This is a genomic window from Solibacillus sp. FSL R7-0682, from assembly GCF_038005985.1.
Classification (GTDB): domain Bacteria; phylum Bacillota; class Bacilli; order Bacillales_A; family Planococcaceae; genus Solibacillus.
The window spans coordinates 1,361,210-1,374,261 of record NZ_JBBOUI010000001.1 but is presented as its reverse complement, the minus strand read 5'-3'; the positions used below and the strand labels follow the sequence as shown (position 1 = coordinate 1,374,261).

Annotated in this window: 15 protein-coding genes; 2 read left to right on the top strand and 13 right to left on the bottom strand. The window is 37.0% G+C overall.

The annotated features are described in order from the left end of the window. Nucleotides 1-2 precede the first annotated feature (2 nt). The 5 genes from yhbY to MKZ17_RS06870 form a co-directional block, all read right to left on the bottom strand. Complete coding sequence (yhbY, locus tag MKZ17_RS06890; RefSeq protein ID WP_340723013.1) at nucleotides 3-308, bottom strand: ribosome assembly RNA-binding protein YhbY; 306 nt, start codon at nucleotides 306-308, stop codon at nucleotides 3-5. A gap of 5 nt (nucleotides 309-313) precedes the next feature. Further along, entirely contained in the window at nucleotides 314-1,144 is an 831-nt protein-coding gene (gene aroE / locus MKZ17_RS06885) for a shikimate dehydrogenase (protein ID WP_340723012.1), read from the bottom strand. A gap of 35 nt (nucleotides 1,145-1,179) precedes the next feature. Continuing rightward, entirely contained in the window at nucleotides 1,180-2,283 is a 1,104-nt protein-coding gene (gene yqeH, locus MKZ17_RS06880) for a ribosome biogenesis GTPase YqeH (RefSeq protein ID WP_340723011.1), read from the bottom strand. 62 nt (nucleotides 2,284-2,345) lie between these two features. Beyond that, a complete protein-coding gene (locus MKZ17_RS06875; protein WP_340723010.1) occupies nucleotides 2,346-2,861 on the bottom strand; it encodes a YqeG family HAD IIIA-type phosphatase in 516 nt (171 codons plus the stop codon). Nucleotides 2,862-2,897: 36 nt separating this feature from the next. Then, complete coding sequence (locus MKZ17_RS06870; RefSeq protein ID WP_340723009.1) at nucleotides 2,898-3,680, bottom strand: phosphatidylserine decarboxylase; 783 nt, start codon at nucleotides 3,678-3,680, stop codon at nucleotides 2,898-2,900. A 230-nt stretch (nucleotides 3,681-3,910) separates the two neighbouring features. Between MKZ17_RS06870 and pssA the strand changes: the two genes are divergently transcribed. Together pssA and sigK are read left to right on the top strand one after the other, a co-directional pair. After that, nucleotides 3,911-4,450: a CDP-diacylglycerol--serine O-phosphatidyltransferase gene (gene pssA, locus MKZ17_RS06865; protein ID WP_340723008.1), complete on the top strand. Its 540-nt coding sequence runs from the start codon at nucleotides 3,911-3,913 to the stop codon at nucleotides 4,448-4,450. Nucleotides 4,451-4,531: 81 nt separating this feature from the next. Next, nucleotides 4,532-5,236, top strand: a complete 705-nt coding sequence (gene sigK, locus MKZ17_RS06860; RefSeq protein ID WP_340723007.1) for an RNA polymerase sporulation sigma factor SigK — start codon at nucleotides 4,532-4,534, stop codon at nucleotides 5,234-5,236. Nucleotides 5,237-5,501: 265 nt separating this feature from the next. Here the strand turns inward: sigK and mtnN are convergent, their stop codons facing one another. The 8 genes from mtnN to mltG form a co-directional block, all read right to left on the bottom strand. Beyond that, complete coding sequence (mtnN, locus tag MKZ17_RS06855; protein ID WP_340723006.1) at nucleotides 5,502-6,194, bottom strand: 5'-methylthioadenosine/S-adenosylhomocysteine nucleosidase; 693 nt, start codon at nucleotides 6,192-6,194, stop codon at nucleotides 5,502-5,504. 78 nt (nucleotides 6,195-6,272) lie between these two features. Further along, a complete protein-coding gene (locus MKZ17_RS06850) occupies nucleotides 6,273-6,935 on the bottom strand; it encodes a YrrS family protein (protein ID WP_340723005.1) in 663 nt (220 codons plus the stop codon). Nucleotides 6,936-7,062: 127 nt separating this feature from the next. Then, nucleotides 7,063-7,548, bottom strand: a complete 486-nt coding sequence (gene greA, locus MKZ17_RS06845; RefSeq protein ID WP_340723004.1) for a transcription elongation factor GreA — start codon at nucleotides 7,546-7,548, stop codon at nucleotides 7,063-7,065. A gap of 275 nt (nucleotides 7,549-7,823) precedes the next feature. After that, nucleotides 7,824-8,459: a uridine kinase gene (gene udk / locus MKZ17_RS06840; RefSeq protein WP_340723003.1), complete on the bottom strand. Its 636-nt coding sequence runs from the start codon at nucleotides 8,457-8,459 to the stop codon at nucleotides 7,824-7,826. After that, nucleotides 8,460-9,737, bottom strand: a complete 1,278-nt coding sequence (locus tag MKZ17_RS06835) for a peptidase U32 family protein (RefSeq protein WP_340723002.1) — start codon at nucleotides 9,735-9,737, stop codon at nucleotides 8,460-8,462. Nucleotides 9,738-9,755: 18 nt separating this feature from the next. Next, the gene (locus MKZ17_RS06830; protein WP_340723001.1) at nucleotides 9,756-10,688 is read right to left on the bottom strand and encodes a peptidase U32 family protein; all 933 of its coding nucleotides are present in this window, start codon (nucleotides 10,686-10,688) and stop codon (nucleotides 9,756-9,758) included. 6 nt (nucleotides 10,689-10,694) lie between these two features. After that, the gene (locus tag MKZ17_RS06825) at nucleotides 10,695-11,327 is read right to left on the bottom strand and encodes an O-methyltransferase (protein ID WP_340723000.1); all 633 of its coding nucleotides are present in this window, start codon (nucleotides 11,325-11,327) and stop codon (nucleotides 10,695-10,697) included. Between the two features lie 214 nt (nucleotides 11,328-11,541). Then, nucleotides 11,542-12,660, bottom strand: a complete 1,119-nt coding sequence (gene mltG / locus MKZ17_RS06820) for an endolytic transglycosylase MltG (RefSeq protein ID WP_340722999.1) — start codon at nucleotides 12,658-12,660, stop codon at nucleotides 11,542-11,544. Nucleotides 12,661-13,052 lie beyond the last annotated feature (392 nt).

Sequence of the window (13,052 nt, the reverse complement as noted above, 5' to 3'; positions counted from 1 at the left end):
CCTTATTTCGCTTGTGCTTTTGGTAATACGATTTTTTTGCTGTTGCGTGATTCTTTATATAATACAACTGTTAAGCCGATTAATTGGACTAGTTCCGCACGTGTCCCAGCAGCTAATTCTTCTGCTACTACATTTTTATCTTCTTCACAATTATCTAAAATACGTACTTTAATTAATTCACGTGCTTCTAATACGTCACGTAATTGTGCAAGCATTGCATCGTTTACGCCACCTTTACCAACTTGGAAAATTGGATCTAAGTGATGCGCTTCTGCACGTAAAAAACGTTTTTGTTTACCTGTTAACATAAAATTTATTTTCCTCCTAATTGCTTCGTTAAACGAGCAATCATTGCATTTGTATTTGGATACTCACCAAGCCAGTATTGATAAGCAATCGCTCCCTGATGTACAAACATTCCAAGACCATTTACGATTGTTGCACCTTTTTGCTCAGCCGCTTGCAAAAATGGCGTCATTAATGGATTATACACAATATCGGCGGCAATTGCTTCTGCTGGGAACTTTTCTAGAGAAAATGGTAAGGCAAAATCTCCTGTTGACATACCCGCTGGCGTTGTTTGAATAAAAATTTTGTATTGGGCTAGATGCTTTTCAGCTTGCTCAAGAGAAATTGCTTCTCCCTCACCTAGCTCATCTATAATTTGCTGTGCTTTTTGTTGGGTACGGTTGGCAATTGTAATCGTTGAATAACCTGCTATTTTAAGTGCAAATGCAATTCCCCGTGCAGCACCACCTGCACCAATAAGTAATACTGGTGCAGGTCGATGCTCCAAACCAATTACTTCTTCTAAAGATTTCACAAAGCCTGGACCATCTGTATTAAAGCCTTTTAGCTTTCCATCAGCAGTGCGCACAACCGTATTGACAGCACCCATCTTCTCGGCTAATTCATCTAATTCATCTAAAAAGGGAATGATTGATTGTTTATGTGGAATTGTGACGTTCCAACCACTAGTACCAAGTAGCTTAAACGACGCAACTGCCTGTTCTAGCTGTTCAGGCTTTACGTGAATTGGAATATACGTTGCGTCCACGTTTCCTTCTTCATACCATGCATTATGCATCTCGGGAGATTTTGACTGAGCAATCGGATCTCCAATAACCGCAAACCACTTCTTCATATGACTACTTCCTTCTTACAAGACTTTTGAAAAATTTAAATTAACGATGGTCGGATAAATACTTCGACGCCTCTTGGTGCATGAGCTGCTACAACAACATTCGAATGTTGTACGGTAATCCAACCTAAGCCCGAAATAACAACATCGGTCTTTCCTTCTTTAATGGAAAATTCATGACGCACTAATTCAGGTAGCTTATCAATATGAGCAGCAGTAGGCGGTGCTAAAAGCTCCCCTTTATGCTCTGCGTATAATGTATCTGCACGCTCTAATTTTGTACGGTGAATCGGTAAGTCATTTGCTACATGCACCGTAAATGCCGAACGTTCTCCTTGAATAAAGTCAAAACGAGCAAGTGCTCCAATAAATAATGTTTGCCCTGGATTTTGCTGATACACTTTTGGCTTAATTTCCTTTTTCGGCATAATATATTTTAATTCACTAGAATCAATATGATGTGCCATTTGATGATGATTAATAATGCCTGGTGTGTCAAATAATGCCGAGCCGTCATCTAATGGAATTTCAATCATATCAAGTGTCGTACCAGGGAAATGAGATGTCGTAATTACTTCCCCTTCACCTGTTGCTTGCTTAATAATACGGTTAATAAACGTAGACTTCCCTACGTTTGTACACCCAACTACATAGACATCTTGTCCATTTCGGTATTCTTCAATTGCTTCCACAACCTCAGCCATGCCTATTCCTTTATGGGCGGAGACAAGCTTGACATCAATTGGCTTTAAGCCAAGTGCTTTTGCTTCACGCTTTAACCAGTTAATCACTTTCTTTTCCTTAACCGATTTTGGTAAAAGATCTGCTTTATTCGCAACTAAAAGTACTGGATTATTTCCTACGAAACGGTGTAAACCTGGTAACCAGCTGCCGTTAAAGTCAAAAATATCTACTATTTTTACGATAAGACCTTGCTGTTGTCCAAGACCATTTAAAATACGTAAAAAATCGTCGTCTGTTAAGCTAACTGGTTGGATTTCATTGTAGTTTTTTAGACGGAAACAACGTTGACAAATAATCGTTTCCTTTTCTAATGAAGATGTTGGTGCATAGCCTAATGCATTTTTATCTTCCGTTTGGATTACTGCTCCACAGCCAATACATTGTGGCATTTCGTTCATTAATAAGTTCCTCCTTACTCTTTTGTATGTACCACAAAATAGTGATCATACAACTCTTGGACCTACTGCTCCCAAGGGTATTGCCCTTTTCGCTTTAAATCGTTATATACACGACGTTCTACGAAACGGTTAAATTTTGTTACTAAACCATCAGAATCTGCTACTGGACGCACTAAAAAGGTATACAGCTTTTGACGCTTCGCTCCCATTATATCGGTTAAAAGTTGGTCCCCTACCATCGCTACTTCATTACGACGAAGACGCAACTGAACTAGCGCCGCATAATATGCCCCGCCTAACGGTTTTTTAGCTCGGTGAATAAATGGAATGCCATGGGGTTCTGCAAACGTTCGTACGCGCTGCTCATTATTATTTGAAGCGATAATAATCTTAATGCCTGCTTCACGCATCATTTCAAACCATGCAACAAGTTCTTCAGTTGCATCTGCACGATCCCATTCCACTAGCGTATTATCTAAATCCGTAATAATCCCTTTAATTCCTTGCGCTTTTAATTTTTCCGGTGTAATTTCAAATACACTGTTTACAAATTCATCTGGTAATAAAAAGTTATACAAAGTCGTAACCCCTTACTCAAAATTAGTATTTATTTATTATAACATAGTGGCGAATGCTTCTCCCATTTTTATCATTTGTCCATACGCTACATTACTATTAAATTCTATCGCCCCTTCTTCAAATAGCATGACAACAGTTGAACCGAATGCAAAATAACCAATCTCTTCGCCCTTACGCCAATTCGTCGTAATGTTTGTCAATTTAATGGAATTTACAAATGTTGCCCCTACTTTTATAAAAGCAACTGAATGGGATTGGTCATATTCAATCTCACTAATCATACGATAATTATGACTTAATGGCTTTTTCCCGTATTGTAAGCCCATTTGATTCACAGGATACGATTTTTGCCCTAATACATATTGTCGAGTAACCTCACCATCTATCGGGCTGTGTATACGGTGATAATCAGCTGGACTTAAATAGAAGACGATATACTGGCCATTTTCATAGCGCTTTGCCTGTGCTTCGCTCCCCAGTAAATCCGCTAATGAATACGGCTTATTTTTCACTGTATAGGTCATGCCATCGACAATTTGTCCAAACGCTTCAATTTTTGCATCAACTGGACTTGCAAACATATTTGCAGTTTGATCGATTGGACGAACATCATTCTTTAATTGACGAATAAAAAAATCATGTAAACTTGTAAATTGCTCGGCAGATTTTGAAACTTCTTTTAAATTAATTCCGTATATATTACTATAACTACGAACGAAATTTTTACTAACGCCCGACTGTGCCACACGTTGTAAAATTTTCGAAGAGAGTTTTCCATTTGAAAGTTCTATTAAGCTTTGATATATTTTTTCCTTCATCGATAGACCTCCAATGTGAGTATATAGTGAATCTTAATCAGCCAACTTTCCCACTGATTATTAGCCTTCACTTATTGGGCAATTATGTCATACTGCCGGTTAATTCGGTAAAGGTAAATTATATAATGTATAAGCGGACAAGAAAAGGTTATATTGCATATAAAGTCTTACCTTTTTCTAAATTTAGAAGTATAATAGAAAATAGCTGATGAGCAAAGGAGTGTTTTCCGATGTTTCTACTTCAAAAAGTTGATTCAACATTAAAAAAAATAAAATCAAATGCAGCAAATATTATTACAATTACGAATATGTCATTTGGTGGTGCTGCGATTATGGCCACTTTAAATGAATCTTATAGCTATAGTGTATTATTGATTTTCATCGCCGCTTTTTTAGATCGCTATGATGGAAAAGTAGCACGTAAATTCAATCAAGAGTCGGAACTCGGTAAACAGCTCGATTCCATGGCAGATATTATTTCCTTCGGTGTTGCACCAGCACTGTTAATGTACGAAATGGTATTATTGGATGCAGGTGTAACGGGAATGATGATGCCAGTATTATTTATTGCAGCAGGGGCACTACGATTAGCGCGCTTTAATGTTATGGATTCTACAGGTTATTTTGTTGGATTACCGATTACAGCGGCAGGTACATTACTGACGATTTCTTATTTCTTTATAAATGTTTTCAACCAAACATTTTATTTAGTGTTATTCCCAGTTTTAGCGGTTTTAATGGTAAGTACATTTACATTAAAAAAAGTGTAAGAGCAAATCCGCTCTTACACTTTTTTCATTTCCTCGAGTAATTTGTCATATACTGTCGAAAAGACGAAAGGATGTTTTTACTTGAGCGGTTTTGTTACTTCTTTGCTTCAACTTTGGCTTGAACTCCCTGCACTTCTTGGTTATTTAAAGGGGCAGGCATTTTATAAACCACTTTCTCGTGAAGAAGAGGCACAAGTAATTCAACGCTATATGGAAGGCGACGAACAGGCAAGAATTGAACTAATAGAGCGAAATATGCGCTTAGTTGCCCACGTCGTAAAAAAATTCCACCCACCCCATGAGCTTTTAGATGATTACATTTCGATTGGAACAATCGGCTTGATGAAAGCAGTGAGTAGCTTTACGCCCGAGAAAAAAACACGTCTCGCGACTTATGCAGCACGATGTATTGAAAATGAAATTTTAATGCATTTACGGGCACAAAAAAAAGTTCAAAAAGATGTATCCCTTTTTGAACCAATTGGAACAGATAAAGATGGTCAATCTCTTCAGATTCGTGATTTATTGCAATTAGAAGAGCCTTCTGCAATGGAGCATATTGAAAAAAAGGAGCATTTTACACAGCTCTATAATTATTTAAATACTTTGGAACCTCGTGAGCTTGAAATAATATCTTATCGCTATGGGCTTCATAACTTTGATCCACTTACCCAAAAGGAAATTGCTCAATTACTTAATATTTCACGAAGTTATGTTTCACGAATCGAAAAGCGTGCACTCATTAAATTGTATCAGCAATTTAAACATAACGAACATAAGGAATAAAAAACAGGTGTTTTGTAAGTTTTAAATAGCTTACAAAACACCTCGTTTATTTATTATAGATTTTTACTCAATACCTTCACTTGTTTCAGCAAACATTAGTAACCCTGCAATCGTTGTAATCCCCACTGCAACTGCCATTAAAAATACCATTTGCCTCGCCTCCTTAAAAAACGAAAGTTACTCTATTAGTACACTATCATTTATTAAAAAAACTGACTGTGACTTTTTTAACAGTCATGAAGTCTTTTTTTGAACGAATAATGAATTATAATTTTGTAATTGCTTTTAATACAATCTGTGTTGAATGCTTAGCTGCTACAGGTAAAAATTCATCAAAGCTAATGTTTGACTCTTGACCTGCGATATCTGATAAAGCACGAATCACAACAAATGGTGTACCGAATTGGTGACAAACTTGCGCAACACCCGCCGCTTCCATTTCACAAGCTTTCATTGTTGGGAAGTCTTTACGAACAGCTTCTACACGCTCTGGATTACTCATAAATACATCACCTGAGCAAATAAGTCCTAGTGCAAATGGATGCTCGCCAACTTCTGTTACTGCTTGTTTTGCCACTTCGATTAATTTTTCATCTGAGTGGTAAGCTGGTGGCATCCCAGCCATTTGGCCAATTTCATATCCGAAAACTGTTACATCAACATCATGGTGACGTACTTCATCCGAAATAACAATGTCGCCCACATTTAACGATGTATCAAAACCGCCTGCTGAGCCCGTATTAATGACAACATCTGGTTGGTATTTTTCTAAAAGAATGGTAGTCGACATCGCCGCATTTACTTTACCAATGCCGCTTTTTAATAGCACAACTTCCTTCCCTTCATATGTACCAGTTGTATATTCACTGTTGGCAATCGTTTCAGTTGTTGTATTTTTTAATGCGTCGCGTAATAATTCTACTTCTTGTTCCATTGCGCCAATAACTGCAATTTTCATAAATGGTATTCCTCCTAATTTTCAAACACTCTACTAAAAATAATCAATCTACTAGTGTTTCGTCAAGGAAAAGTAGCTTTAATAAGCACCTTCAAGTGAATTTAATACTTCAAGTTTTGTCGGTTTCCACCCTTCTCCGTCAAGCCATTCAATACTAACACGGTATTTTTTCTCTTTGTCCATTGACGTAACAACCGCAATAGCCGATTTGGCACTGCCGTTATTACCAACTCTCAAGACAATAGCGTTTTCCTGCTCTAAGTCTGTCACACTAAAAATCGCCTTAAGCTTTTCTTCATAATCAATATCGCCTTTTTTGAATGTCGATACATGTTCCCCTGTTTGTTGAGTTGGGTAGACTGGCCAATCCGGATTTGTTTGAACTTCTTTTACAAGTGGATCCGTAGAAGTAGCTACTTCATTTTCAGATGGGTTTGTCCCATTCTCAATGTTATTATTCTCGTCTGTCTGTTCATCATCATTTGTTGATGAATTTGGTTCTTCTTGAGAAGTTTGCTGTTCATTTTGTTCTGTTGATGCAACTATGTCCTCTTGATCATCCGCTGCTTCGTTTTTTGGCTCTGAGTCTTGAGAAAGAATAAAAATTAATGTGGCTATAATACCTACTGCGACAAGCCCAATTAAATAGTTTAAATTTTTATCAAATTTTTGGAACTTTGATGCTTTTGCTTTTTCTTCCGCATACTGTGCTCGTGTTTGAAATCGTCTTTTACGCTCCATACAATCTCCCCCTATGCATGATGCATCTATTTTAGCAAAAAGCTTTTGGAATGTCTCAGACAAGCACATATTTCCACAAATTGAAAAAAGGATTTCCGAATAAAAATCGGAACATCCTTTTTCTTTATTATTTAATTTCTAAAATAACAACTTCCATATCTCCACCCGGAGTTGTTAATTTTACTACATCATCAACTTGTTTACCCATCAATGCTTTTGCAATTGGTGAGTCATTTGAGATTTTACCTTCTATTGGATCCGCTTCCGCAGAACCAACGATTGTGTATGACTCTTCAAAGTTTGCGCGCTTCCCGTTAATTAGTTCATCAAAAGTAACCGTTTTACCTAAAGAAACGGCACCAGTTGTTTCATCTTCGGTAATGATTAAAGCATTACGAAGCATTTGTTCGATTAAAGAAATACGGCCTTCTACAAACCCTTGCTCTTCTTTTGCTGAATCATACTCAGAGTTCTCAGAAAGGTCACCAAAGCTACGAGCCACTTTAATACGCTCTACTACTTCTGGTCGCTTTACTGTTTTTAACGTGTTTAATTCATCTTCTAATTTTTGCTTTCCTTCAAGTGTCATAGGATATTGTTTTTCATTTGACATAGTTCCCACTCCTTCGTAATTCTCATAACAATTGCTTGATCAATGTGTGCAATCGTTTTCTTTTTATCGTTTATTAATTACGAACAATTTCGTTCATAAATAACAGAAAACCCGACTACTAGTTTACGATATGTGCAAGGCACCTTTTTTAGAAGGTGTTTACACAGCGTGTGCTAGCAGCCGAATTTCAATAATAGATATTTAAGTTTGTATTAAATAAGTAGTACAATAACATATCTAGAAGATGAAAATATTGTAAATACTACCTCATCATATTACACAATTGAATCAGATTCAAGAATTGTTTTTATTTTCGTTACCATTAGATCGATTGCAACGTTATTTCCGCCACCTTCAGGGATGATAACATCGGCATAACGCTTCGTTGGCTCAATAAACATATTGTGCATTGGACGCACTGCTGAAAGATACTGATCAATGACTGAATCTGCCGTACGTCCTCGCTCTTTAATATCACGTTGAATACGACGAATAATACGTAAATCTGAATCAGTATCCACAAATAATTTAATATCCATTAAATCACGTAATCGCTCATCTTCAAGCACTAAAATACCTTCTACAATTATAACGTCTTGCGGCTCAACATGAATAACTTCCGATGAGCGTGTATGCTGAACATAATCATAAACAGGCTTATTAATTGCTTTGTAGGTAAGTAATTGATGAATATGCTCAATTAATAAGTCATTATCAAATGCTAATGGATGATCGTAATTCGTTTCAAGACGTTGTTCAAATGTCATATGACTTTGATCTTTATAGTAATAATCTTGCTCGATTACAACAACTGAATGGTCACGGAAAACATCATAAATGGCACGTGTAACACTCGTTTTACCCGAGCAAGAACCGCCTGCGATCCCGATAACTACTGGACGCTTTGTCATTTATTTATTCTCCTTTCGCATCATGTCAAAATGTGATAACGGGCGATCTACTTTAAATTTCACAATTTGTAGTGGATGACGCGCTACATCTAATTCGTTACCATCTTCATCCCAAAGCTGACCAACTGTCATTTTGAATGTTTCGATGTTTGGACCAAAGAACTCAATTGTATCCCCTGGTGAGAAGTAATTGCGTTGCTCTAACGTAACGATTTGTGTTTCTGCATCGTAATCCTTTACAAAACCAGCGAAATCCCACTTCATTTTGTGTGAGTGGAAGCCAAACATTTGCTGCTTATAGCTTGGTTCCCCTTCGAAGAACGAAGAAGCAGTCGCACGGTTTGCACAACGCGCTAATTCCTCTAACCATTCTTTTTCGAATTTGAAGTTTTCTGGATCTGCACAGTATGCATCAATTACTTTACGATAAACAGAAACAACTGTTGCCACATAGTGAATTGATTTCATTCGGCCTTCTACTTTTAACGAATCAATCCCTAACTCAATCATGTGAGGAATAGATTCAATTAGTTTTAAATCTTTTGGGCTCATGGCAAATGGCGCTTCACCTTCGTTAAACAGTGCAACTTCTTCGCCCTCTTTATTTTCATATAAATCATAATCCCAACGACATGATTGGCAGCAACCACCACGGTTTGAGTCACGAGCTGTCATATGGTTTGATAATGTACAACGTCCAGAGTATGCGATACACATTGCACCGTGCACGAATGCCTCAATTTCAATGTCAACTTCCTCTTTCATTTTGCGCATTTCCTCGCCACCTACTTCACGGGCAAGTACAACACGCTCTAAACCTTCCTCTTTCCAAAACTTAACTGCCTTCCAGTTTGATAAGGACTGCTGTGTAGAAAGGTGAATTTCTAGTTTCGGTGCTGCTTTTTTACAAGTTTCAATAATTAATGGGTCTGCTACGATAATCCCTTTAACGCCTGCACCCTCGATTGCTTGTAAATATTCTTCAAGACCATCCATATTTTCGTTGTGGGCAAAAATATTTGTCGTTACGTAAATAACCGCGCCATATTTATTTGCGAACTCTACGCCTTCTTTCATTTCCTCGATCGTAAAGTTGCCCGCATTTGAACGTAAACCAAACTCTTGTCCACCGATAAATACCGCATCGGCTCCATAATGTACGGCTACTTTTAATTTTTCTAAGCTTCCTGCTGGTGCTAAAAGCTCTGGTTTTTTTGTGATGACTGTTTTTCCGTCAATTGTTTCACGGATTTTTTCATTTTGTATTAACTGAAGCATCTGCTTTTAAACCCCTCTCTAGTAAACTGTTTCCTTGAAGATGAAGCCAGTATCTAGTGGACGTAACGCTGGCTGAATTGCTTCGATTTGTTCGAATAGATCTGATTTAATTGCTTCATACGCATCTTCACCTTGCTCAAAATACGTATCAATCGCTTGACGGTATAATTTTGTCACCGTTACAACATAGTCAAATGTTTGTAAGACACCATCAATTTTCATCGAATCGATGCCTGCTTCCAATAAATCATTAAGTTCTTCGATAATACACATATCGTTAGGTGAGAAAATGTGCGTACCATTCATATCTTCATAAATTGGATATTTATTTTTACGCTCTTTGTCATGTAAAAACATGTTTTTATTTTCTTTACGATTTTCAATTTCCATCGCTTCGTCGCGGTATAAGAAATAGTTTCCTAATAACGAACGTTTTGATTGGAACATACATGTCATACCGTGCACTTGCACTTCGATTTCATGCTTCGTATTTTCTTTAATTTCAATTACTTCATCTACAGATAGTTCACGTGCTAAGACGGCACGTTTACTACCACGTTCGCCCCAATAGTTCACTTGGAACCAGTTCGTTGCAATTGTTTCTGGGCTCCAGTGAAGAGGAATTGTAATACCTAATTCACGAACTGCAACAACAACGGCAGGGTCACCGAAAAGTAATGCATCAACACCGATACGTTGCATTTCCTTTAAATATGCATCTAATGCTTCTAATCGATCATTGTGGAATAAAGCATTAACAGCTACATACACTTTTTTACCTGCAGCATGAATAATTTTAGTCGCTTCTTCTACTTGAGCTACTGTAAAATCTCCAGCTAAACGTAAGCCAAATTTTTGTTCACCAATAATAAAAGCATCTGCACCTGCATTTAATAATGCAACGATATGCTCAACTGATTGTGGTGTAAGTAATAGTTCTGGTTTTTTCACCTTTCGTCACCTCTTCAAACAAATTAACAAACCATCTCCAACTGGGAAAAATGCACTCGTATAATCAGGGTGTGCCATTATCCATTCAGAAAATGTTTTTAAGTTTCGAATCATTGTTCTTTTTCTTCTCGGTACTTCTTTTATATCTAAATCTGAAAGTCCATGCATATACATATTATCGATATACAATACACCACCAGATGGTACAAGTGGCGAATACTTTTCGAAAAACTTCATGTATTGCCCTTTTGCGGCATCAATAAAAACTGCATCAAAAGTAGATTGTATAGTTTCAATGTCTACTTCCAACGCATCTCCCTCAATGACTTGTATACGATTTGCTACCTCTGATCTTGCAATGAATTGTTTGGCATGCGCGACTCGTGCTTCATCTCGCTCAATCGTTACGATTTGGCATTCAGGTAACGCTTGTGCCATACGAATAGCTGAATAACCAATAGCTGTACCTATTTCTAAAATTGATTTCGGTTTTTGAATACGTAATAGTTGATTTAATGATTCAATACCTGCTAATTGCATAATGGGTACATGGTTTTCTTTCGCAAACTGTTCCATTTCTAACAGCAATTCATCACGTTCAGGAATGAAGGAAGCAATATAAGCGTCTGATAATTCCATTCGTCAATCTCCTTCTACCTGCCCTATTTCCTATCATCTATTTTCAACATAAGAAAAAAGACGAAACTTAGATGTTTGCGCCTACAATGTTTATAATATAAGGACAAAAAAATCACAACTTATAATAGCACGAAAATAAAAGGAATGCGAATAATCTTTACTAAATCCATTTTTTTATGGACAAAATAAAGTACTTCGATTCCTTTTACTCTACTTATCGTAAATATTTATCAATATTCACCAAATGTTCATCGTAAGATTTTGCAAAGTGATTTGTTCCTTCTTTATCTGCTAGGAAGTATAAATACTCCGTCTCTGAAGGATTTAATGATGCCTCAATCGATGTTTTACCTGCACCTGCAATAGGTCCTGGTGGTAAACCAACATTTTTGTAAGTATTGTATGGATTTTGAACTTCTAAATCTTCATATAATACCCGATCTTTATGTGAACCTAACGCATATAAAACAGTTGGGTCTGTTTGCAGCGGCATATCGATTTTCATACGATTATAGAATACACTTGCAATTGTTTCACGATCAGTTTGTGCTGTTGCCTCTTCTTCTAGTAATGAAGCAAATGTCAATAGCTCATGAACGGTCATGTCTTTTTCTTCTAGCACAACTTTAAACTCCGACACGACAGTATTCGTCGATGCTAGCATCGTTTTAATCACTTCATCCAAGCTTGGTGTTTCTTCAAAGAATGGATATGTCGCCGGGTATAAATAACCCTCTAACGCATAGCGTATGTTCTCTTGTAAAATTTCTTCTGTTAATAAATCAGGGAACTCACCAATCATTTGTTCAACGAATGCTTTGTCTGTGACTTTCGCCATAAACTTATCGGCAGAATGCGATGTATTTTTTTCTACAATTTTCGCAATTTGCTCCAGCGTTAAACCTTCTGGAACTGTCATCGTAAATACTGGTTCACGATAAACACGACCCGTTTTTAAACTTTCAATTATTTCATCGAGTGTCATCGATTGGGTTAATGAATAATTTCCCGCCTGAAACTCCGATTCATTTTTGAACTTCGTGTAATATTTAAAGATTTGTGCATCTTTAATAATGCCTTTCTTCTCTAAAATATTCGAAATTACGGTAATGCCAGAGCCCATTGGAATTTCTACTTCAACTGTTTTATCTGATTCTGGATTCATCGGCTCTAAGGCAGAAGAAACATAATTATATCCAGAATAACCACCAATCCCGATGATAATGAGCGCTACTATAGCTATAATGGAAACGATTCTTCGCACAGTTCGTACTTCTCCTTTTCGTTCTTTCATCTTTTCAAACATTGCTTGTTTTTTATCCTCATCTAGCACGGGATTCCCCCCTTTATCTCTTTCATATGATACAAAAAAATTCTAGTTGATACAATAAAACTGTAGAAACTATTACAATTAGTTCTATTTTTCATTCTTTTATGTAGACGATACTTGTTGAATTTTGTTCAAATAAAGATTCAATTACACGTAATTAAGGTTCTAAGTCAAATGTTGGGGTAATGTCATAATGATTCATCAATCGGCACTACCTTTTTGTTTTTTCTAAACAAGTCTGTTGATTTTTATTAGGGCGGACGCTTTCCACGGGCACGGCTCCAACTAACTACCAACGGAATGCGTCCCGTTGGTAGTGGATTTTCCGAGCGTGCTGTTCCGCGGGAGTCTGCCGTCCTCCATTCCAATCAACTCTCTGTAGACCAAGGTGTATA